The sequence below is a fragment of the Methylobacterium sp. WL8 genome, from assembly GCF_008040045.1.
In the GTDB taxonomy this organism is placed as follows: Bacteria; Pseudomonadota; Alphaproteobacteria; order Rhizobiales; family Beijerinckiaceae; genus Methylobacterium; species Methylobacterium cerastii.
Genome location: NZ_VRVF01000044.1, coordinates 21586 through 42648 on the forward strand (window position 1 = coordinate 21586; position 21063 = coordinate 42648).

The window sequence follows — 21063 nt, forward strand, 5'->3', positions numbered from 1 at the left end:
CTCAGGCCGCGTCGCGCTTGGCCGCCTTGGTGAACTTCTTCACGATCCGGTCGCGCTTGAGCTTCGACAGGTGATCGATGAACAGCACGCCGTTGAGGTGGTCGATCTCGTGCTGGATGCAGGTCGCGAGCAGGCCCGCCGCCTCGATCTCCTGCACCGCTCCGTCGAGGTCGCGGAAGCGCACGCGCACCTTGTCGGGCCGCGCGACCTCGCCGTAGACCTCGGGGATCGACAGGCAGCCCTCGTCGTAGACGCGCGTCTCCTCCGAGGCCCAGACGATCTCAGGATCGAGGAACACCTGCGGGTTGCGTGACCCCTCCTCCTTCGAGGTGTCGATCGTCACCACCCGCTTGGTCACGCCGATCTGGATCGCGGCGAGCCCGACGCCGGGGGCGTCGTACATCGTCTCCAGCATGTCCTCGGCGAGCGTGCGGATCTCCTTCGTCACGGGGCCGACCGGCTCCGACGGCAGACGCAGGCGCGCATCGGGCAGGATCACGAGGGGACGGATCGTCATGGCTCGACCGGGTGGCGGGGCAGGTGAGGGGACAGGCGTGTCGCCGGAATAGGATGCGGGGGGAGGGCGGTCAAATGCCGCCGGCGCCCTCCACTTCGGTGCGATTCAGAACGCGGTTCGGCTGCGGATCGCCGCGGTGAGCGTGCCCTCGTCGAGGTAGTCGAGCTCGCCGCCCACGGGCACGCCGTGGGCGAGCCGCGTGACCTTCAGACCGAGCGCCTTGATCGCGTCGGTGACGTAGTGGGCCGTGGTCTGCCCGTCGACGGTGGCGTTCAGCGCGATGATGATCTCGGTCACCTCAGGGTTCGCCGCCCGCTCGGCGAGGCTGGCGATGTTGAGGTGCTCCGGCCGCACGCCGTCGAGGGCCGAGAGCACGCCGCCGAGCACGTGGTAGCGCGCCTGCACCGCGCCGGAGCGCTCCAGCGCCCACAGGTCCGACACGTCCTCGACCACCACCAGCACCGTCGGGTCGCGCTTCGGGTCGCTGCAGATCGTGCACGGGTCGCAGGTGTCGACGTTTCCGCATTCCCGGCAGACGACGATGCGCTCGACCGCGACCCGCATCGCGTCGGCGAGCGGCGCGAGCAGGGTGTCGCGCTTCTTGATGAGCTGCAGGGCGGCCCGCCGCGCGGAGCGGGGGCCGAGGCCCGGCATCCGGGCGAGCAGCTGGATCAGGCGCTCGATCTCGGGGCCGGCGACGGCTTGCGGCATGAAGGGTTCGATCGTCTCGGGACGGATGGGGGGCGTCCCCTCCGATACCCGCCTTCGCGCCCGGGTTGAAGGCGGCTTGCGGTCCCACGCGCCATGCGCGTCGCGATCGGCACCTTACAGGTGTGCCGAGGCCTGACAAAGCGGCCTCCGTCTGTCCTCCTCCCTCCCGGGTCCAGGTTGACGCGATTGCCTTGCCGCCTGATCCAGAACGGGCCGGGAGCGGCGAACCAGCGTGCGGCGGTCCTGTACGACCGCACGGACGCTCCCTTGATCCGGCGCCGCGCGGCCCGGACCAGCGACACGGCGCGAGCAGGGGCCCGGGAGAGAGACCATGAGCGACATCGGCGATCACAACGCGGCCCACGGCGCCGAGGCGATCGGCCTGCGCAACCTGAAGGCCGTGCACTGGAACCTGGAGGCCCCGCGCCTCTACGAGGAATCGCTGGTCCGCGGCGAGAGCCGCCTGGCGCGCGGCGGCGCGCTGGTGGCCACCACCGGCAGCCACACCGGTCGCTCGCCCAAGGACAAGTTCGTGGTCCGCGACGCGAGCACCGAGAACGAGATCTGGTGGGAGAACAACGGCGCGATCACGCCCGACCAGTTCGCCACCCTGCTCGCCGACTTCCAGGCCCACGCCGAAGGCCGCGAGCTGTTCGCGCAGGACCTCTACGGCGGCGCCGACGCAGGCTACCGGGTGAAGGCGCGGGTGTTCTCGGAATTCGCGTGGCACTCCCTGTTCATCCGCAACCTGCTGATCCGGCCAGCCCGCGCCGAGATCGCCGGGTACGTGCCGGACATGACGATCATCGACCTGCCGAGCTTCGAGGCCGACCCGGCCCGCCACGGCTGCCGCTCCAAGACCGTCATCGCCATCGATTTCACGCGCAAGATCGTGCTGATCGGCGGCTCGGCCTATGCCGGCGAGATGAAGAAGTCGGTCTTCACCTACCTGAACTACATCCTGCCGGGCGCGGGCGTGATGCCGATGCACTGCTCGGCCAACGCGGCGCTCGACGCCGAGGGCGGCTCGGCGATCTTCTTCGGGCTGTCGGGCACGGGCAAGACCACGCTCTCGAACGATTCCTCGCGAAAGTTGCTGGGCGACGACGAGCACGGCTGGAGCCCGGAGGGGATCTTCAACTTCGAGGGCGGCTGCTACGCCAAGACCATCCGCCTCTCGCGCAACGCCGAGCCCGAGATCTACGCCACCACCGAGCGCTTCGGCACGGTGATGGAAAACGTGGTGATCGATCCTGAGACGCGGATCCCCGACTTCGACGACGCCTCGCTCACCGAGAACACCCGCTGCGCCTACCCGCTCGACTTCATCGCCAACGCGAGCGACACCGGCCGCGCCGGGCACCCGAAGAACATCGTCATGCTCACCTGCGATGCGTTCGGGGTGATGCCGCCGATCGCCAAGCTCACCGGCGCGGAGGCGATGTACCACTTCCTCTCCGGCTACACCGCCAAGGTCGCGGGCACCGAGCGCGGCCTGACCGGGCCCGAGGCGACGTTCTCGACCTGCTTCGGCGCGCCGTTCATGCCGCGCCACCCGAGCACCTACGGCAACCTGCTGCGCGACCTCATCGCCCGGCACGACGTCGATTGCTGGCTCGTCAACACGGGCTGGACCGGCGGCGGCGTCGGCACCGGTCGGCGGATGCCGATCCGCGTCACCCGCCGGCTGCTCTCGGCGGTTCTCGACGGCTCCCTGTCGAAGACCGAGTTCCGCCGCGACCCGTATTTCGGCTTCGCGGTGCCGGTCTCGGTGCCCGGCGTCGAGCCGCACATCCTGCAGCCGGTCAAGACCTGGGCCAACAAGGCCGCCTTCGCCGAGACCGCGAACCGCCTCGTCGGCATGTTCAAGGAGAACTTCAAGCGCTTCGAGCAGCACGTCGACGACGACGTGCGCGCGGCCGAGCCGAACGCGCAGTCGATGGCGGCCTGAGGTCGGGTCGGGCGGCTCCGTTCGGGGTCGCCCACCCATCCAAACCCGTCATTCCGGGGCTGCGCAGCAGAGCCCGGAATCCAGAGCCGCGACGGGTCCAGGGGCGGCGCCGGAGCTTGCGATCCGGCGAACGCGGCGGCTCTGGATTCCGGGCTCGCCTTCGGCGACCCGGAATGACGGCGCGGGGGGGGCGAGGGCGCCTCAGCCTGGCCTGCGCTCGGACAGGAACGCGTTCATCCGCTCCAGCGCGCGCAAGATGTTCTCCGCCGAGTTGGCGTAGGAGAGGCGGATGTAGCCTTCGCCGTGGACGCCGAAATCCGGCCCGCCGATGACGGCGACGCCGGCTTGCTCCAGCAGCGACGCGGCCAGGGCTTTCGCCTTCCAGCCGGTGCGGCTCACGTTCGGGAAGGCGTAGAACGCGCCTTTGGGCACGATGCAGGACACGTCCGGCAGGTCGTTGAGGCCGTCGACCACGATCGTGCGGCGCCGATCGAATTCGGCGACCATCTCGGCCACGCAGTCCTGCGACCCGTCCAGCGCGGCGATGCCGGCCCACTGGGTCGCGGCGTTGACGCAGGAATGGGCGTTGACCGCGAGCTTGCGCGCCGCCTCGTAGAGCGGCTTCGGCCAGACCGACCAGCCGAGCCGCCAGCCCGTCATCGCGTACGTCTTCGACGCGCCGTCGAGGTAGATCAGCCGGTCGCGAATCTGTTCGTACCTGAGCAGCGAGTGATGCGCCTCGCCATCGTAAGTCATGGTGCCGTAGATCTCGTCCGACAGGATCGCGACGTCGGGATGGTCGGCGAGACCCTTCGCCAGGGCGTCGATCTCGGCCTTCGGCGTCACGCCGCCCGTGGGGTTCGCCGGCGAGTTGACGATGAGCAGCCGGGTCCGCGGCGTGATCAGCGCAAGGGTCTCCTCGGCCGAGAACGCGAAGCCGTTGGCCTCGCGGATCGGCACCGGCACAGGCGTCGCGCCGGTGAACTCGATCATCGACCGGTAGATCGGGAAACCGGGATCCGGGTAGAGGATCTCGGCTCCGGGCTCGCCGAACATCAGGATCGCCATGAACATGGTGACCTTGCCGCCGGGCACGATCATCACGCTCTCAGGGGAGACCTCGACGCCGTGGCGCCGGTGGATGTCGCGGGACACCGCCTCGCGCAGGGGCAGGATGCCGGTGGCCGGCGTGTAGCCGTGGTGCCCGTCGCGCAGCGCCTGGATGCCGGCCTCGACGACGTGGGCCGGGGTTGGCATGTCGGGCTGGCCGATTCCGAGGTTGATGACGTCGCGTCCTTGAGCGGCGAGCGCGTTGGCACGGGCCAGCACCGCGAAGGCGTTCTCCTCGCCGATGCGTCCGAAGGCCGGAACGATCTGCATCATGGAAACGTCCTCCCGGTTCGCGCGGCCGGGCCGTCGAACGCCCGGCCGACCCGCCCCTTACTGCACGGAGCGTCCCGCGTGCACGGAGCGTGCCGCGGCGGGCGAGGCGATCAGTGCTTCGAGCGCTCGGCGAGCTTGCTCGCGCCGAACGACAGCGCGACGGCGATGGCGCCGAGGATCACGAAGGTCTTCACCGAGGCGTAGAACAGGGCCGGCTCGATGCCGGTGTCGGTGTAGAGCACGAGACCGATCGCGGCGAGCGGCAGCGAGATCAGGATGAAGAGCGGAACGAGCGGGTTCATGAACGGCACTCAGGTCGTGCGGGGCGGCGAAGTAACCCACGCGCTTGGACGGATCGCCCGTCCATAGCACCCCGGCGCGGTCGTGGGGACACCCGCCGCACCGTTTTTTTGCCGCGCATCGGGCCGAACCAGCCGCCGGCCTCAGGCCGGCACCCGCACCGTCGCGCGTAAGCCGCCGAGCGGACTGTCGTGGAGCGAGACGTCGCCGCCATGCGCGCGGGCGATGTCGCGGGCGATCGACAGGCCGAGCCCGGAGCCGCCCGCATCCTGGCGCGCGTCGTCGAGGCGCACGAACGGCTTGAACACCTCCTCGCGGCTTTCGACCGCGATGCCCGGGCCGTCGTCGTCGATCGAGACGAAGAACGCCCGCGCCTCGGCCCGGCCTGAGATCGCCACCGTCTCGCCGTAGCGGGCGGCGTTGGCGGCGAGGTTGAACAGGCAGCGCCGGAACGCGTCGGGCCGCACGGTGACGGAGGGCGACCCGGCGAGCTCGAAATCCGAGACCTGGGCGCCCAGGCGTTCCACGTCGGTGCGCAGGTCCTCGAGCAGGGCGCGCATGTCGGTGGGCGCCGCGTTCTCCGCCGAATCGCCGCGGGCGAAGGCGAGGTAGCCCTCCAACATGCGGCTCATCTCGTCGACGTCGCGCGAGAGCTCGTCGATCTCCGGGCTCTGGTCGATCAGAGCGAGGGAGAGCCGGAACCGGGTGATGATCGTGCGCAGGTCGTGGCTCACGCCGTTGAGCATCGTCGTGCGTTGCTCCATCGCGCGCTCGATGCGGCGCTTCATCTCGATGAAGGCGTGGCCGGCCTGCCGGACCTCGCGGGCGCCGCGGGGGCGGAACTCGATCTCGCGGCCCTTGCCGAACCCTTCCGCCACCGCGGCGAGCCGCAGGATCGGCTTGATCTGGTTGCGCAGGAACAGGATCGCGACGCCGAGCAGCACCATCGACGAGCCGATCATCCACACCAGGAAGATGTGCGAGTTCGAGGCGTAGGCCTGGGAGCGGCGCGCGGTGATGCGCATCACCCCGTCGGGAATCGCGACGCGAATCTCGATCAGGTTCGATCGGCCGACGGTGTCGATCCAGAACGGGCGGCCGATCTGGCGCTTCAGCTCGTCCGACAGCGCCTCGTCGAGGATCGAGAAGAACGGCCGCGGCCCGGGCGGCGGGATCTTGGCGCCCTTCAGGATGTCGAGGTCGAGGTTCAGCCGCTCGCCGGCGATGCGCGAGAGTGTCTCGGCGTCCTTGTCCTGGGGGTAGACCTCGTAGATGTCGATCAGCGCCGCGACGTCGGCCGTGACCGCCGAGGACAGGCGCTTGGTCACCAGCTGCCAGTGCCGCTCCATGAAGGTGTAGGCGATCACCGATTGCAGCAGCACCACCGGCGCGATGATGATGATCAGCGACCGGGCGTAGAGGCCCTTCGGCAGCAGGTCGCCGACGGCGCGCGAGACCCGCTTCCACAGGGTCCGCGGGTTAGCCAGCCGGCGCGAGGCCGAGCGGCGCGCGGGCGCGAGGTCCGGCGCGTTCACGGCGCGCGCCTGTCGGTGGCGAAGGATGTCGGGGCCGGCGGAAGGCGGCGCATCGGGCGGGGGTCCGGGCGAGGCCCCGGGATCGGGACGTCTCGGCCTTATGCCACCCCCGACGCGGCGCTCCAATGCGCGCTTGGTCCCGCGGTCGATCAGGTCGCGGGCGCCGGGCAGCACGAGGCCGCGGTCAGCCCGTCCTCGCGGACCTCGTGGGTGCCGGCCTCGGTGCTGCGGATGCGATAGCCCGGCGCGCCGGCATCGGCCGGCAGCAGGCCGATCACCTCGAAGATGCGGTTGCCGTTGCGGGCCGCCGCGAGGTCGCGGCGGCGGACGAGTTGTCCGAGATGAAACTTGTGGCCCATGTCGTGCCCTCCCACGCTCGCGCTCCCTTACGCATCGCGGGGCGGCTTCGGTTTCGCCTCGGGGATCGGGGACCGCGAGAGCGAGAGGATCGTCCGCTGCGGACGCCCGGACTTCTGGGCGATGTCCTCGTCCTGCGCCGAGATCACCTCGCGAGCCGGATCGTCGCCGTCGAGGCCGCCGAGGATTTCCATCGGGACGCGGCGGTTGGAGGCCTGCGAACCGTCCTCGTAGACCACGTCGAACAGCACGGAGCCCCGCTCCTGTGGCCTTTGCCTGGTGCGCTTACTCATTGCCTGCTTGGGGTTGGGGCCGACGTGAAACGCCGCCCGGGGATGGAACGGCTCCCGGTCCGGAGACGGGGCACGAAACGCCGCCCGGTCCGTCCCGCAAGAGCCGCGTGCGGCCGGCAGACGAGGCCGTGGCCGGCACGGAGCGTGAGATGGCGCAGGATCGGGCGTTTGGCAACGCACGGCACGCCCGCGCGCCCTGCAGACGTCGCGCAGACGTGACTCGCTGGCGGTGGTGTCGGTCTGATCAGCCGGCGAGGGACAGCTCGCTCTCGGTCGCGGCGCGCTCGCCGGCCGAGGACTTGATCCGGTAGCCCGGCTCGCCGGTGCGGTCCTCGGGCATCAGGCGGACGATCTCGCAGAGCAGGCCGGACGCGTCGTCCTTCACGGAGCCGAAGCCGCCGCGCGACTGACGGACACGCTGGCCGAGCTTGAACTTGTGGGACATCGAACATCACTCCTGGTCGCCGCGACGCCGGGTATCGAACCCGGGACGGGCGCGACGGATGCGGAGACGGATTCGGCTAGGGCTGAGGGCGCCGGCCCGAACGCCCGCGGGGTGAACCGCTGGCGGAGGGGCTGTCGCCGGGTTTCGGCTCGGCGAGCCGGTCTCGGTCTTACTTGCGGGCGCGGAGCTTGCGGGCGGCGAAGCGGGCGTCGCGCGCCTCCTTCTGCTCGGCGGCGAGGGCGGCCTGGCGCTCGGCCTTCTCTGCGGCGATGCGCAGCACCTCGGCGGCTTCGAACTCGCGCTGGGCCTTCGCCTCGGCGATCCGCTGGACCTCGGCGGCGAGCCGGGCGGCCTCGCGCTCCTTGTTGCGCTCCTCGCGGGCCTCGATCACGGCCTGGCGCTCGGCCTGGCGGGCGACCACGGCGGGATCGTCGGCGGCCGGCCGCGAACGATAGCGCGCCAGCATCGCTTCCCGCGCCTTCGCAGCGGTCTCGAGCCGGTCGGAGAACTGGTTGTCCTTGGATTGATTCACACAAGATCCTTATGCGCCACCGGCCCCATGCCGGATGCGGTCAGACGGGTCGGACCGAGGCGCACAGGTCGTCGCCTGCGGGGCTCGGCGGTGGTCGGCCCCCAGCGCTTGGCTGAAGGCGGTCCGCGGCGAGGTCGCCTCGCCGCGATTCGGTCGCGCCGTTCAGAAACGCGCGAAGCCGTCCCGGGTGGGACGGCTTCGACAACGATCCGAGGCGAACTCGGGTTCAGGCGGCCTGGAGGCTGCCGGCGGACTGCTTGCCGCTGCGACGGTCGGTCTCCATCTCGTAGGAGATCTTCTGGCCCTCGGTCAGGCCGCGCATGCCAGCGCGCTCGACAGCCGAGATGTGCACGAAGACGTCCTTGCCGCCGTCATCCGGCTGGATGAAGCCGAAGCCCTTCTGATCGTTGAACCACTTGACGGTGCCGGTGCTCATAGAAAATTCCGCATCTTATCAGGCGTCATAAGCCGACCGGCGCATGTGAATCACGCGCCAGATCGCTAATCGTCGAATTGTGGGAGAAAACACAGCGCACGACCATTACGGGCGGAGCGGCCGGATATCTGACCAGAAGTCGATGTTGTACTTTTTGCACACCCCGCGACATTTTGCAAACACCAACCGGCACGAACACGAAAGCGTGCCCGGCCGAGCGATGTCGCCGCCGCTCGAACCCGCGGTGCGTCGCCCGCGAATCCTCGGAGCGATCACGCGAAAGCGTGCTAGGTTGAAGCCATGCCCGCCACGCGCTCGTGCGGACGGTCTCTTCCTTCGAGGTGGACATGGCGCGCACCCCCGAGACCGGTGATTCCTCGGTCGTCTCGATGGCGGAGTACGACAAGCGCGCCAAGCGCATCGCCGGGAACACCGGCGCGATCGCCGAGGACCTGAAGAAGAGCCGCCAGGCGACGAGCCTGCGCCTGATCGAGACCGCCGAGCGCAAGGCCTCGACCCCGCGCCTGACGCTCGTCGAATCGGGCGACGAGCCGGCTGGCGCGGAGTAGGGCGCCGGAGCATTTTCAAGCGACGTGGATGCCGGCTCGCGTGGAGACGATGCGACCGCACGGATAATGCTCTAGGCGCCGGCCAGGCTCCGGCGCGCGCGGCGGCGCTGCAGGAGGAGGCTGGCGGCGAGCGCCGTGCCGATCACCAGCGCCGAAACCGCCGTCGTCAGGCTTCCCAGCGCATAGATCTCCGGCGTCGTCACCGTGGTGGTGAGCCCCTGGAGTTCGAGCGGCAGGGAGTTGCGGCCGCCGATCGCCTGGCTGGTGCGGGCGAGTTCGTCGAAGGACAGGGTGAAACCGAACAGTGCGACGCCGACCAGTGCGGGGGCCAGGATCGGCACCACGACGTGGCGCAGCGTCTGCGCCCCGGTCGCGCCGAGGTCGCGCGCCGCCTCCTCGTAGGCCGGATCGAACCGGTTGAAGACCGCGAACATGATCAGCAGGCCGAAGGGCAGCGTCCAGGTCAGGTGAGCGCCGAGCGCCGAGCTGTAGAGCCCCATCGCGGTGCCGTGGTCCTGCAGCCAGCCCCAGCCTGTGGCGGCGGCCAGCGCGTTGATCGCGTCGTCGACCAGCCGGAACTCGAGGCCGATCCCGAGGGAGACCACGATCGAGGGCACGATCAGGCTCGCCACCGCGATGGCGAAGAGCGCGTTGGCGCCGCGAAAGCCCTTGCGGAAGGCGAGGCCCGCGAAGAACGCCAGCACGACGGTGAGCACCATCACCACGAAGCCGAGCCGGAGCGAGCGCCCGAACGCCGCCCAGATGTCGACGATGCCGCCGCCGGCCCAGAGCTTGCCGAACCAGTGCGTCGAGACGCCGTTCATCGGGAAGGTCAGCCCGCCCTGCGGGCCCTGGAAGCTCAGCGCCAGGATCGTCAGGGTCGGGCCGTAGAGGAACAGCACGTAGAGCGCGAAGAACGCCGCCAGCGCGGTGAAGGCCAGGCCTCGGGGGCGGTCGCTCACGGCTACAGCTCCTTGCGCAGGTCGATCACCCGGGTCAGCCCGAGGATCATCATCAGCACGGCAGCCAGCAGCACCACGGCGTTGGCGGCCGCCGCCGGGAATTGCAGGTACGACATCTGGACCTGGATCACCTTGCCCACGGAGGCGATCTGCTGCCCGCCCATCACGCCCACCGTGACGAAGTCGCCCATCACCAGGGTCAGCACGAAGATGGTGCCGATGGCGATGCCCGGCTTGCACAGGGGGACGACGACGCTCCACAGGGTCTGCCAGCCGGTGGCGCCCGCATCGTAGGCCGCCTCGATCAGCGACCGGTCGATCCGCGCCATGCTGTTGAAGATCGGCACGATCATGAACACCGTGTAGAGGTGCACGAAGGCCAGCGTCACCGAGAAGTCGGAATACAGCAGTCCCTCGATCGGCCGCTCGATCACCCCGAGGCTGCGGAGCGTGTCGTTGACGAGGCCGTTGCGCCCGAGCAGCGGGATCCACGAGATCATGCGGATCACGTTCGAGGTCCAGAACGGGATCGTGCACAGCAGGAATAGCGCCATCTGCACCGCGCGCGAACGGACGTGGAAGGCGAGGAAGTACGCCACCGGGAACCCGACCATCAGCGTGAAGGCCAGCGTCAGCGCGCAGAACTTCAGGGTCGAGAGGTAGGTCCGCACCGTCGTGCACGGGTCGGCGAGGTTGCCGCACCCCTCGAACACGTCGCGGTAGTTCTGCAGCGTGAAGGCCGGGATGATCTCGTATTCGTTGTATTCCCAGAAGCTGACCATCAGCGTCAGCAGCAGCGGGATCGCGAGGAAGACCACGAACACCAGCGCCATCGGCGCCGCCTGGAGGTAGGGCAGGCGCCGGCGCGGGCGGGCGGGCGTCTCGGTTTGCTCCGTCTTCGCCGGGGCGTCGGCAAGCGCGGGAAGCGCCACGTCGCTCATTGCGAGACCTCCGACCGATGGAGCGCGCGCTCTTCCCTCCCCCCGCTGCGGGGGAGGGTACCCTGCGCAGCAGGGGGGGAGAGGAGAGCGCCGTATCCGGCGCTGTCGCTCCCCTCTCCCGACCCTCGCTGATGCGAGGCCCACCCTTCCCCGAAGAGGGGGGAGGGAAGCGGCGTCGCGGATATGGAAAGAACCCGCGTCACGCCGCGATGAACTCATTCCACTTGCGGACCATGTAGGTGTTCTCGTCCATCACCGCGTTCCAGCACGCCACCGCGCCCATGCGGGCCTCGAATGAGCCGCCGTCGCGGGTGGCGCCGGCCTTTTCGAGCAGGCCGCCGTCGGGGCCGTGGATGTCCTTCTCGGCCGGCTTGCCCTCCATCCAGTAGGCCCACTCGTAGGGCTCCATCTGGGTCTTGGCGGTCTCGGGAACGGCGGAATAGTAGCCCTGGCGGTTGAGGTAGGCGCCGGCCCAGCCCGAGAGGAACCAGTTGACGAAGTCGTAGGCCGCATCGAGCTTGCGGCCGGTCAGCGTCTTCGGCAGGCCGAAGCCGGTGGCCCAGGCGCGGTAGCCTTCCTTCAGCGGCTGGTAGGTGCAGGCGACGCCCTGCGTCCGCACCTTGGTGACGGCGGGCGACCACATCGACTGGATCACCGTCTCGCCCGACGCCATCAGGTTCACGGATTCGTTGAAGTCCTGCCAGAAGGCGCGGAACTGGCCGGCGCGCTTGGCCTCGATCAGGAGCTTGATCGTGCGGTCGATCTCCGCCTTCGTCATGTTGCCCTTGTCGCCGTAGGTGTAGTCGCCGGTCGCCTCCACCACCATCGCCGCGTCCATGATGCCGATGGAGGGGATGTTGAGGATCGAGGCGCGTCCCTTGAACTCGGGATTCAGGAGCTCCCTCCAGCTGGTGATCGGGCGCTTGATCAGGTCGGGGCGGATGCCCAAGGTGTCGGCGTTGTAGGTGGTCGGGATCAGGGTGATCCACTCCGTCGGCGACGAGGCGAAGGACTTGCCGGTCTGGCCTTCGAGGTAGAACACCTTCTTCGGCGCGGTGCCCTGGTCGCCGATCGCCTTGCCGGCGATCTCGCCCTTGGTGAAGATCGGCGTGATCTTGTCCGCGTTCTTGATCCGGCGCGCATCCATGCCGAGGATGTTGCCCGAGGGGACGATCTTCTTCAGGCTGAAAAACTCGGTGTCGATCAGATCGAACGAGTTCGGCTGCGTCACCGCCCGCTTGGTGACCTCGTCGGTGACGACTGGGATGTACTCGATCGTGATCCCGAGATCCTCCTTCACCTTGCGGGCGATGTCGCCGGACTGGTTCACGGCGGTGCCGAGATAGCGCAGCGTCACCGGCTCGGCGGCGTGGACGGCGGGAAACCCGGTGATCGGCCCGGCCGCGAGCGCGGTGCCTGCCCCCTGGAGCAGCGTGCGCCGCGTGAACTTGATGCCGTTGGTCATCCGCGTGCTTTCCTTAGTCTATGTTGAGCGGTCGCGTCAGGCGTCGAGGCGGTGGGCGGCGTCCGGGTCCCAGCCGAGCGCGACCCGGTCGCCCGGCGCCAGCGGGCGGCCGGCGAAGGTGGCGTCGTCGAGGACCGCGCTCAGGCCGCCCGGCTCGGTCATCCCGTCCGCCTCGAGCGCCACCTGCACGCTGGCGCCCTGGTATTCGACGGCCAGCACGCGGGCCTGCACCGCGCCCGCGCCGGCCTCGGCCCCGAGCCGCATCCGGTCGGCCCGCACCGCGACCTTGCCCTCGGGCAGGGCGATGACGTTGTGGCCGCCGATGAAGCGGGCGACGAAGGCCGAGGCCGGGCGCTCGAACACCGTGCGCGGGTCGCCCGCCTGCTCGATCTTGCCGCCGTTCATCACCACCACGAGGTCGGACAGCGCCATCGCCTCCTCCTGGCTGTGCGTGACGTGGATGAAGGTGAGCCCGAGTTCCGCCTGGATGCGCTTCAGCTCCACCCGCATCCGCACCCGCAGGAACGGGTCGAGGGCCGAGAGCGGCTCGTCGAGGAGCAGCACCTTCGGGCCGGTGACCAGCGCGCGGGCCAGCGCCACGCGCTGCTGCTGCCCGCCAGAGAGTTGCGCCGGCAGGCGGTCCGCGAGGTGGCCCATCTGCACGAGGTCAAGCATCGCGTCGGCCTTCGTGCGGCGCTCGGCCTTGGTGACCCCGCGCATGCGAAGCGAGAACGCGACGTTGTCGCGGCAGGTGAGGTGCGGGAACAGCGCGTAGCTCTGGAACATCATCGCGGTGCCGCGCTCGGACGGCGGCGCGTCGCCGACGGCGCGCGGGCCGATCACCACCGCGCCGGAGCTGACGGCCTCGTGCCCGCCGATCATCCGCAGGGTCGTGGTCTTGCCGCAGCCGGACGGCCCGAGCAGGCAGCAATAGGCGCCCGACGGGATCTTGAGGTCGATCGCGTCGACGGCGAGCGTCGAGCCGTAGCGCTTCGTCAGCTGGATCACCTCGACGTTCATGCGGGTCCTTCGGTCGGCACGCCCTTCGCGAAAACCGGGGAGCAAGCCGCGGGCCATCACGGGCGCGGCGGCGTCGTAAAAGCGATGCCCGGGCCGTCGCACCGGGCGCCGGCGCATGGAGGCGATGCCCTGTCCGCAGGCGGGCCGGCGCCGGCATGCTTGTGGAGCCGGTCGCTTCGGTCTAACCCTCGCTCCCTCGGACACCCTGCCCGAACACCCTGGATGCGAGACGGCCGGAGACGGCGCGTCGGTCAGCGCCCTCCGCACGCGCGGTGGGTCCGCCGGAGTCCCACGAGTCCCATGCATGTCCCCCGCAGCGACGCCTACGTCCCTCCGAAAACGCCCGGCGCCCGGGTCCTCGTGGTCGAGGCGCGCTTCTACGACGGCCTGTCCGACGACCTGCTCGCCGGGGCGCTCGGCGCCGTCGCGGCGGCGGAGGCCCACGCCGCGGTCGTGACCGTGCCGGGCGCGCTGGAGATTCCCGCGACCGTCGCCATCCTGCTCGAGGCGGCCGAGGCGGCCGGCACGCCCTACGACGCCGTCGTGGCGCTCGGCTGCGTCATCCGCGGCGAGACCGGGCATTACGACATCGTCGCAGGCGAGAGCGCGCGGGCCCTGATGGACCTGTCGGTGCGCCTGCGCCTGCCGCTCGGCAACGGCATCCTGACCGTGGAGAACGAGGCGCAGGCCCACGCCCGCGCCCGCGTCTCCGAGATGAACAAGGGCGGCGGCGCGGCCGAGGCCGCCCTCGCGGTGCTCGCGCTCAAGCGCGCGGCCGCCGTCGCACGAGAGCCTGAACCCGCATGACCAAGATCAACCCGCGCACCGGCGCCCGGCTCTCCGTCGTGCAGGCGCTCTACGACATGGAGATCTCCGGCAAGGGCGTCCTCGACGCGCTCGCCGAGTTCGAGACCTTCTGGCTCGGCAAGGAGATCGACGGCGTGGTGCATCCGCCGGCCGAGACGGCCTTCTTCCGCGACCTGCTGCGCGGTGTCGTCGAGGAGCAGCGCGCGATCGATCCGCAGATCGACCAGGCCCTGAGCCAGGGCTGGCCGCTGAAGCGCATCGAGGTCGTGCTGCGCGCCATCCTGCGCGCCGGCACCTACGAGCTGATGTTCCGCCGCGACGTGCCGGCCCGCGCCGCGATCTCGGAATACGTCGACGTGGCCCACAGCTTCTACACCGGCGACGAGCCGGGCATGGTCAACGCCGTGCTCGACAAGGTCGCGCGCCAGACCCGCGCGGCGGAGCTGGCCGGCGCCAAGCAGGGGTGAGCGGCCGGGCGGGCGATCACGTGATTTCCTCGCGTCCCACCGAGGAGGCGCTGATCGCGCGCTACTTCGCCCCGCTCGCCGGCCCCGGCGCCGACGGCTTGCGCGACGACGCGGCGAGCCTCGCGCCGAGCCCCGGCCACGACCTCGTGCTGACGGCGGACGCGATCGTCTCCGGCATCCACTACTTCCCCGACGACCCGCCGGAATCGCTCGCCCGCAAGGCGCTCGGGGTGAACCTCTCCGACATCGCCGCCAAGGGCGCCGTCCCGCGCGGCTTCCTGCTCACCCTCGCCCTGCCGGCGGACTGGACCGAAGCCTGGCTGGCGCGCTTCGCCGAAGGGCTCGGACAGGCGAGCCGGGCGTCCGGCTGCCCGCTGCTCGGCGGCGACACGGTGAAATCCGGCGGGCCGGCGCTGATCGGCGTCACCGCGATCGGCGAAGTCCCTGCCGGGCGCATCGTGCGCCGCGCGACCGCGCGGGTCGGCGACAGGATCTGCGTCAGCGGCACCATCGGCGACGCAGCGCTCGGCTTGCGGATGCGGCTCGATCCCGATGCCGGCTGGGTCCGGGCGCTCGATGCGCCTGCGCGCGCGCACCTCGCCGACCGCTACCTGCACCCGCAAGCCCGCCTGGGCCTCGCCGACGCAGTCCTGCGCTTCGCGACCGCTTCGATGGACGTGTCGGACGGGTTGGCCGGCGACCTCGCCAAGATGCTGGCCGGCGCCGGCGCGACGGCCGAGATCGACGCGGCGGCGGTGCCGCTGTCCCCGGCTGCCACCCGCGCCATCGCGAGCCGGACGGACCTGTTCGACGTCGCCGTCACCGGCGGCGACGACTACGAGATTCTGTGCACCGTGGCCCCCGATTCCTGCGACGCGTTCCGCGCCGCGGCCGCTGCGGCCGGCGTGCCGGTCTCGGTCGTCGGCACCGTCGGATCAGGCAGCGGACTACCCGGCTTTCGCGATGCCGAGGGCGCCGCGCGCGTTTTCGCGGCGGGCGCGTTCAGCCATTTCTGAAAACGCCTCGGAGATCGTCCGGACCTTGGCGGGCGCGGTCGGCGCGACGGCCACGGGCGGATGGCCGAGCTGGCGCCGCACGTCGTCGATCAGGTGCGTCGCGACGATCGGGGTCCAGCGCGCGAGGTCGGCCTCCTGCACCGCAGCGCCGCCGCGCTCGTCCGCGTCGCTCTGCGCCGGAACCGAGAGCGAGCGCTGCAGCACCTGAAGCAGGGCGCCGTGCAGCGCCGGCGGTTGCATGCTCACGCGCTCCGCAACAAGGAACTGCACGGCGCTCGTCAGCACGTCGATCGTCGCCGCGAGCTTCGCCACCTGATCGCTGCTCATCGTGAAGCACTCTCTCCTTTATGCAACCAAGAGTAGTAGTTGCTATGGTTAATGCTGGGTTAACGCTCGGCTGAAGCGGCGATCGGCGATGCGGCCGCCCGCCGTCGCCGCCTAGACGGCCACTCACCCGGCGACCAGCGCCCTTCCGAAGAACAGAATTCAAAAGTCTATGCTGCAGCGCAGCAAGATCTCGTGGGGCCGATCGAAAGTCGCGTTTGCGCTCGACCGCGAAGTTTGGCAATCAAGTCTGGCACTTCTGCGAAGGAATGCCGAACCCGAGCCGATCGAGGGGACCCTGAGGGTTCGGCTCGACGACGACCAAGCCGGCGCCACGCATCACGAGAACCAGGCATCACGAAAACAAGGGACGGGTGCATGACCGCTTTGCTGCTGATCATCCTGGGCGGGCTGTGCGCCGTCGCCTACGGAATCGTGACGATCAACGACGTGATGAAACGCGACGCCGGCACGCAGCGGATGCAGGAGATCGCCGCCGCGATCGCCGAGGGCGCGCAGGCCTACCTCAAGCGCCAATACGCCACCATCGGCCTCGTCGGCATCGTGCTCTTCGCAGCGCTCGCCTTCTTCCTCGGAATCAAGGTGGCGGTCGGCTTCCTGATCGGCGCGGTGCTGTCGGGGGCTGCCGGATTCATCGGCATGAACGTCTCGGTGCGCGCCAACGTGCGCACGGCGCAGGCGGCCTCGACCTCGCTCGGCGGCGGCCTCGAGGTCGCGTTCAAGTCCGGCGCCGTCACCGGCATGCTGGTCGCGGGCCTCGCGCTGCTCGGCGTCGCCTTCTACTACCTCTACCTCACCCGCGGGGCCGGCCTCGCGCCGGCCAGCCGCGAAGTCATCGACGCCCTGGTGGCGCTCGGCTTCGGCGCCTCGCTGATCTCGATCTTCGCGCGGCTGGGCGGCGGCATCTTCACCAAGGGCGCCGACGTCGGCGGCGACCTCGTCGGCAAGGTCGAGGCCGGGATCCCGGAGGACGACCCGCGCAACCCGGCCACCATCGCCGACAACGTCGGCGACAACGTCGGCGATTGCGCCGGCATGGCCGCCGACCTGTTCGAGACCTACGCCGTCACGGTCGTCGCCACGATGGTGCTCGCCGCGATCTTCTTCGGCGGCCAGGTCGACGTCGCGGGCCGCAACGTGCTCGAGGCGATGATGATCTATCCGCTGGCCATCGGCTCGTCCTGCATCCTCACCTCGATCGCCGGCACCTACGCCGTGCGGCTCGGGGCCAACCAGTCGATCATGGGGGCGCTGTACAAGGGCCTGATCACCGCGGGCGTGCTGTCGATCGTGGCGATCGCGGCGGTGAACTTCGCCCTGTTCGGCGGCCTGTCCACCAGCTTCACCACCTCCACCGGCGTCAGCTTCACCTCCGGCGGGCTGCTGGGCTGCGCGGTGATCGGCCTCGTCATCACCGCGCTGATCGTGGTGATCACCGAATTCTACACCGGCACCAACTTCAGGCCGGTGAAGTCGATCGCCGACGCCTCGGTCACCGGCCACGGCACCAACGTGATCCAGGGCTTGGCCGTCTCGCTCGAATCGACGGCGCTTCCGGCGCTGGTCATCGTCGGCGGCATCATCTCCACCCATGCGCTCGCCGGCCTGTTCGGCATCGCCATCGCGGTCACGGCGATGCTGGCGCTGGCCGGCTTCATCGTCGCGCTCGACGCCTTCGGCCCGGTCACCGACAACGCCGGCGGCATCGCCGAGATGGCGGGGCTGCCCTCCGAGGTCCGGCGCTCGACCGACGCCCTCGACGCCGTCGGCAACACCACCAAGGCCGTCACCAAGGGCTACGCCATCGGCTCGGCGGGCCTCGGCGCGCTGGTGCTGTTTGCCGCCTACACCTCAGACCTCGACTACTTCATCGCCAACGCCAGCGACACGCAGTACCGCTTCTTCAAGGGCGTCACGGTCGATTTCTCGCTGTCCAACCCCTACGTCGTGGTCGGGCTGCTGCTCGGCGGGCTGATCCCGTTCCTGTTCGCCGGCATGGCGATGACGGCGGTGGGACGTGCCGCGGGCGCCGTGGTCGAGGAGGTCCGCCGCCAGTTCCGCGAGAAGCCGGGCATCATGGCCGGCACCGACCGGCCGGATTACGGCCGCGCCGTCGACATGCTGACCCGCGCCGCGATCCGCGAGATGATCGTGCCGTCGCTGTTGCCGGTGCTGATGCCGATCGTGCTGTTCTTCGCGATCCAGCTCGTCGCCGGCAAGTCGCAGGCCTTCGCCACGGTGGGCGCGAGCCTGCTCGGCGTCATCCTCACCGGCCTCTACGTCGCGATCTCGATGACCTCGGGCGGCGGCGCCTGGGACAACGCCAAGAAGTACATCGAAGACGGGCGCCACGGCGGCAAGGGCTCCGACGCCCACAAGGCGGCGGTCACCGGCGACACCGTCGGCGACCCCTACAAGGACACCGCCGGCCCGGCGGTGAACCCGGCGATCAAGATCACCAACATCATCGCACTGCTGCTGTTGGCGATCCTGGCGCACGCGTGAGGCGTGTCGATTCCCTCCCCCCTCCGCGGGGGAGGGAAGGACGCCGTTCAACCGACCTTCCCGATCACTTCACACCGGAACGCGCCGTAGGCGCCGCGGGCGAGGCGGTCGGCCAGGGCCGGGAGGAACAGGGCGGCTTCCTCGGCGAGCCGCCAGGGCGGGTTGACCACGATCAGGCCGTTGCCGGTGAGCCGCGTGTCGTCGGGCCGATCGATCATCAGGTCGAGGCGGAGCGCCGGGCGGACGAGGGCGCCGTCGAGCACGCCCGCCATGCGATCGACGGCGGCGAGGTTCTTGATCGGATACCACGCCAGGAACACGCCGGTCGGCCACTTCGCCACCGCCTTGGCGAGGTGCGCGCCGAGGCGGTCGATCTCGCCCGGCACCTCGTAGGGCGGGTCGATCAGGACGAGACCGCGGCGCTCGGGCGGCGGGATCATCGCGTTCAGCGCGGTCCAGCCGTCGAGGTGGAGCACCTTGGTGCGGGCGTGTTCGTTGAAGCGCTCGCGCAGCACCGCATGGTCGGCGGGATGGAGCTCGACGAAGACGCCCTGGTCCTCGGCGCGCAGGAACTCGCGGATCAGCGCCGGCGAGCCGGGATAGGTCGTGGCACCGTGGCGCGCCCGGACCGCGGCGACGGCGGCGCGATAGGGCGTCAGCAGGTCCTCGACCGCTTCCGGGAACGGATCGTCGAGACGGCCCCAGCCGTCCAGCCATTCGGCGGTGCGGCCGGCCTCGTCGGCGGTGAGGTCGTAGAAGCCGAGGCCCGCATGGGTGTCGACGGCGCGGAAGGGAGCGGGCTTCAGGCAAAGGTGCGCGAGCACCCGCGTCAGCACGAGGTGCTTGAGCACGTCCGCGAAGTTGCCGGCATGGAAGGCGTGGCGATAGTTCATGTCCGCTGATCAAGCGGATCGCGCGGCCCGGGTCCAGCCGTCCGGCGCGGATTTCACCGCGAGGATCAGCGCGCGGCGCCGACCGTGATCTCGGGCGAGCGGCAATTGCCGCGCGCGACCTCCGGGCAGGAGGCGAAGCCGCGCAGGTCCTTGGTGAAGCAGATCCGCACCTCCTGCAGCTGCCCGCGGGCGCAGGACACCGCCATCATGTCCGGCCGCAGACCCTGGTTCGCGGTCACGAACTGCCGGGCGATCTCGATCGGCGCCAGGCGGCGCTCGGAGCCCGAGGTCTTGAGGTCGTCGGGAATCGTCACCGCCAGGCGTGCGGTCCGCGCGGCGTTGAAGTAGGCGGTCGGGTCGAGGCCGGAGCAGGTGCCGTGCTTGCGCCACTCGTAGCGGGCCAGCCCCTCGCTCGGGTAGACCTGGCCGGCCACCTCCATCGCCTGCGGGGTCGGCGAGCGCTGCACGGCCGAGCAGTTCTGCGGATAGCCGCGGGTGTATTGCGGCCACAGCCCGTGCACCACGAAGCCGAGGCCGCGCCCGGCCGCGCATTGGCGGTCGTCGCGCTGGCCGGCGGTCTCGCAATAGGTCGGCGACCAGGACAGGGCCAGGACGTAGAAGTCGAAGCTGCCGGGCGCGTCGTTGCCGCGGCCGTAGCCGCCGTAATCCTGAGCCTGCGCGCCTGCCGTGAGGAGGCCGGCCGTCAAGGCGGCGGAGCGGGCAGCCGCGATTGCGAGGCCGGCACGCCTCACGGGCGTGCCATGCGGCAGGCGGTGGCGTAGGCGTAGCTCAGGTCGCGGTCGAGGCCGTGGACGCAGAACTCGACGCCCCAGGTCGCGCCGATGATGCCGAGGCTCTCGCGCACGGAATAGTCGACCTTGCGGCGGACGCCGTCCGAGGTGGTGGCGGTCGCGCTGCAGAACCGGCGCGGGATGTAGTCGAGGCCCCAGGGCCGCCACGCCGTCCGCTCGATCGTGTCGTAGGACACGATCGTCAGGGACGAGTTCCAGAACTTCGCCTCCTTCTCGGCGAACTGCGTCGAGACTTTCTCCAGCACGCCCGCATCCTGGCAGGCCGGGATGTTCGCGTCGAACGGGAAGGCGCGCTCCTCGGAGGGCTCGATGTCCTCCCGCGCCGAGCGCGCGAAGGCCGGCTGGAGGCAGCCGGCGAGGGTGAGGCCGACGCCGACGGCGACCGAGAGAGCGTTCGAGCGCATGGCGGGTGCTTTCCGCGAGGTGTCCTGCATCCGGCGACGTTGGCCCGGGGCACGCTCAAGTCAAGCCGGACGACCTTGGCGGCCACGCTTTCGCGATCCGGTGGGGCACGCGAGGCACACTCGTCGCTTCCTTGGCGCTCAGTAGATCGGCCCCGACGACAGCCCGGGGGCGGCCAGCGAAAGCGGCTCCTCGAATCCGCCCGGGTCTTCGCCGGGCAGGGCCGCCGCGACGCGCGGGGCGGGTCGTGCCGGCATCGGGCGCGGTGCGGGCGCCGAGGCGTAGGCCGAGGGCGCGACCGGGCGGGCCGGCGCGCGGGCGACCTGCGTCGGGCTCGCGGCGCGCGACGTCGGCGAGGCGCCGTAGGGATCGTCCTCCTCGATATCCACCGGGGCCTGC

The 21063-nt window shown here is 70.3% G+C and carries 24 protein-coding genes and 1 pseudogene; 6 read left to right on the forward strand and 19 right to left on the reverse strand.

Translation table 11 applies throughout. From position 1 onward, the window contains the following. Position 1: 1 nt before the first annotated feature. A complete protein-coding gene (locus FV234_RS16135; protein WP_147761424.1) occupies positions 2–517 on the reverse strand; it encodes a peptide deformylase in 516 nt (171 codons plus the stop codon). 105 nt (positions 518–622) lie between these two features. Then, positions 623–1228, reverse strand: coding sequence for a recombination mediator RecR (gene recR, locus FV234_RS16140; protein WP_147761423.1), 606 nt, complete (start codon positions 1226–1228; stop codon positions 623–625). 331 nt (positions 1229–1559) lie between these two features. Between recR and FV234_RS16145 the strand changes: the two genes are divergently transcribed. Beyond that, entirely contained in the window at positions 1560–3179 is a 1620-nt protein-coding gene (locus FV234_RS16145; protein ID WP_147761422.1) for a phosphoenolpyruvate carboxykinase, read from the forward strand. A 201-nt stretch (positions 3180–3380) separates the two neighbouring features. Here the strand turns inward: FV234_RS16145 and FV234_RS16150 are convergent, their stop codons facing one another. The 8 genes from FV234_RS16150 to FV234_RS16185 all read right to left on the reverse strand — a co-directional run bounded on the left by FV234_RS16150 (position 3381) and on the right by FV234_RS16185 (position 8460). Continuing rightward, positions 3381–4562: a pyridoxal phosphate-dependent aminotransferase gene (locus tag FV234_RS16150; protein WP_147830379.1), complete on the reverse strand. Its 1182-nt coding sequence runs from the start codon at positions 4560–4562 to the stop codon at positions 3381–3383. A gap of 110 nt (positions 4563–4672) precedes the next feature. Further along, positions 4673–4864 carry a hypothetical protein gene (locus FV234_RS16155; protein ID WP_147751313.1) on the reverse strand — a complete coding sequence of 64 codons (192 nt, stop codon included), beginning with the start codon at positions 4862–4864 and terminating at the stop codon, positions 4673–4675. Between the two features lie 141 nt (positions 4865–5005). Then, positions 5006–6349, reverse strand: a complete 1344-nt coding sequence (locus FV234_RS16160; protein WP_238270865.1) for an ATP-binding protein — start codon at positions 6347–6349, stop codon at positions 5006–5008. Positions 6350–6546: 197 nt separating this feature from the next. Next, positions 6547–6756 carry a hypothetical protein gene (locus FV234_RS16165; RefSeq protein ID WP_147751315.1) on the reverse strand — a complete coding sequence of 70 codons (210 nt, stop codon included), beginning with the start codon at positions 6754–6756 and terminating at the stop codon, positions 6547–6549. Positions 6757–6783: 27 nt separating this feature from the next. Then, a complete protein-coding gene (locus FV234_RS16170; protein WP_147751316.1) occupies positions 6784–7047 on the reverse strand; it encodes a hypothetical protein in 264 nt (87 codons plus the stop codon). Positions 7048–7291: 244 nt separating this feature from the next. After that, a complete protein-coding gene (locus FV234_RS16175; protein WP_147751317.1) occupies positions 7292–7492 on the reverse strand; it encodes a hypothetical protein in 201 nt (66 codons plus the stop codon). Between the two features lie 169 nt (positions 7493–7661). After that, positions 7662–8024: a DUF6481 family protein gene (locus tag FV234_RS16180; RefSeq protein ID WP_147751318.1), complete on the reverse strand. Its 363-nt coding sequence runs from the start codon at positions 8022–8024 to the stop codon at positions 7662–7664. A gap of 226 nt (positions 8025–8250) precedes the next feature. Beyond that, complete coding sequence (locus FV234_RS16185) at positions 8251–8460, reverse strand: cold-shock protein (RefSeq protein WP_147726903.1); 210 nt, start codon at positions 8458–8460, stop codon at positions 8251–8253. Between the two features lie 347 nt (positions 8461–8807). Here FV234_RS16185 and FV234_RS16190 point away from each other — a divergent pair, with 347 nt between their 5' ends. Continuing rightward, positions 8808–9029, forward strand: a complete 222-nt coding sequence (locus FV234_RS16190; RefSeq protein WP_147751319.1) for a hypothetical protein — start codon at positions 8808–8810, stop codon at positions 9027–9029. 71 nt (positions 9030–9100) lie between these two features. Here FV234_RS16190 and FV234_RS16195 read toward each other — a convergent pair whose 3' ends face one another. From FV234_RS16195 to FV234_RS16215, 4 genes are all read right to left on the reverse strand, one after another. Then, positions 9101–9991: an ABC transporter permease gene (locus FV234_RS16195; protein WP_147761419.1), complete on the reverse strand. Its 891-nt coding sequence runs from the start codon at positions 9989–9991 to the stop codon at positions 9101–9103. 2 nt (positions 9992–9993) lie between these two features. After that, on the reverse strand, positions 9994–10932 hold the full coding sequence (locus tag FV234_RS16200) for an ABC transporter permease (protein ID WP_147761418.1): 939 nt from the start codon (positions 10930–10932) through the stop codon (positions 9994–9996). Between the two features lie 199 nt (positions 10933–11131). Continuing rightward, the gene (locus tag FV234_RS16210; protein ID WP_147761417.1) at positions 11132–12397 is read right to left on the reverse strand and encodes an extracellular solute-binding protein; all 1266 of its coding nucleotides are present in this window, start codon (positions 12395–12397) and stop codon (positions 11132–11134) included. Between the two features lie 36 nt (positions 12398–12433). Then, positions 12434–13417 carry an ABC transporter ATP-binding protein gene (locus tag FV234_RS16215; RefSeq protein ID WP_147830381.1) on the reverse strand — a complete coding sequence of 328 codons (984 nt, stop codon included), beginning with the start codon at positions 13415–13417 and terminating at the stop codon, positions 12434–12436. 300 nt (positions 13418–13717) lie between these two features. Here FV234_RS16215 and ribH point away from each other — a divergent pair, with 300 nt between their 5' ends. From ribH to thiL, 3 genes are read left to right on the forward strand one after another with little or no spacing between them, the layout of a single operon-like run. Next, a complete protein-coding gene (gene ribH, locus FV234_RS16220; protein ID WP_147761415.1) occupies positions 13718–14224 on the forward strand; it encodes a 6,7-dimethyl-8-ribityllumazine synthase in 507 nt (168 codons plus the stop codon). Beyond that, complete coding sequence (nusB, locus tag FV234_RS16225) at positions 14221–14691, forward strand: transcription antitermination factor NusB (RefSeq protein ID WP_147751325.1); 471 nt, start codon at positions 14221–14223, stop codon at positions 14689–14691. Before ribH ends, nusB begins: the two co-directional genes overlap by 4 nt. A gap of 23 nt (positions 14692–14714) precedes the next feature. Further along, on the forward strand, positions 14715–15707 hold the full coding sequence (thiL, locus tag FV234_RS16230) for a thiamine-phosphate kinase (RefSeq protein ID WP_147761461.1): 993 nt from the start codon (positions 14715–14717) through the stop codon (positions 15705–15707). On the opposite strand, the gene FV234_RS16235 is transcribed toward thiL, so the two are convergent. After that, a complete protein-coding gene (locus FV234_RS16235) occupies positions 15639–16019 on the reverse strand; it encodes a hypothetical protein (protein ID WP_246686214.1) in 381 nt (126 codons plus the stop codon). The two genes, thiL and FV234_RS16235, sit on opposite strands and share 69 nt — an antisense overlap. 390 nt (positions 16020–16409) lie before the next feature. Here FV234_RS16235 and FV234_RS16240 point away from each other — a divergent pair, with 390 nt between their 5' ends. Beyond that, positions 16410–18557 carry a sodium-translocating pyrophosphatase gene (locus tag FV234_RS16240; protein ID WP_147830385.1) on the forward strand — a complete coding sequence of 716 codons (2148 nt, stop codon included), beginning with the start codon at positions 16410–16412 and terminating at the stop codon, positions 18555–18557. A gap of 47 nt (positions 18558–18604) precedes the next feature. Here the strand turns inward: FV234_RS16240 and rlmJ are convergent, their stop codons facing one another. The 4 genes and pseudogenes from rlmJ to FV234_RS16260 all read right to left on the reverse strand — a co-directional run. Further along, on the reverse strand, positions 18605–19450 hold the full coding sequence (gene rlmJ / locus FV234_RS16245; RefSeq protein WP_147751328.1) for a 23S rRNA (adenine(2030)-N(6))-methyltransferase RlmJ: 846 nt from the start codon (positions 19448–19450) through the stop codon (positions 18605–18607). Positions 19451–19515: 65 nt separating this feature from the next. Beyond that, a complete protein-coding gene (locus FV234_RS16250; protein ID WP_238270755.1) occupies positions 19516–20157 on the reverse strand; it encodes a ribonuclease T2 in 642 nt (213 codons plus the stop codon). Between the two features lie 41 nt (positions 20158–20198). Beyond that, the gene (locus FV234_RS16255) at positions 20199–20666 is read right to left on the reverse strand and encodes a hypothetical protein (RefSeq protein ID WP_147761412.1); all 468 of its coding nucleotides are present in this window, start codon (positions 20664–20666) and stop codon (positions 20199–20201) included. Between the two features lie 138 nt (positions 20667–20804). Further along, positions 20805–21063, reverse strand: a pseudogene (locus FV234_RS16260) (extensin); the annotation flags it as partial.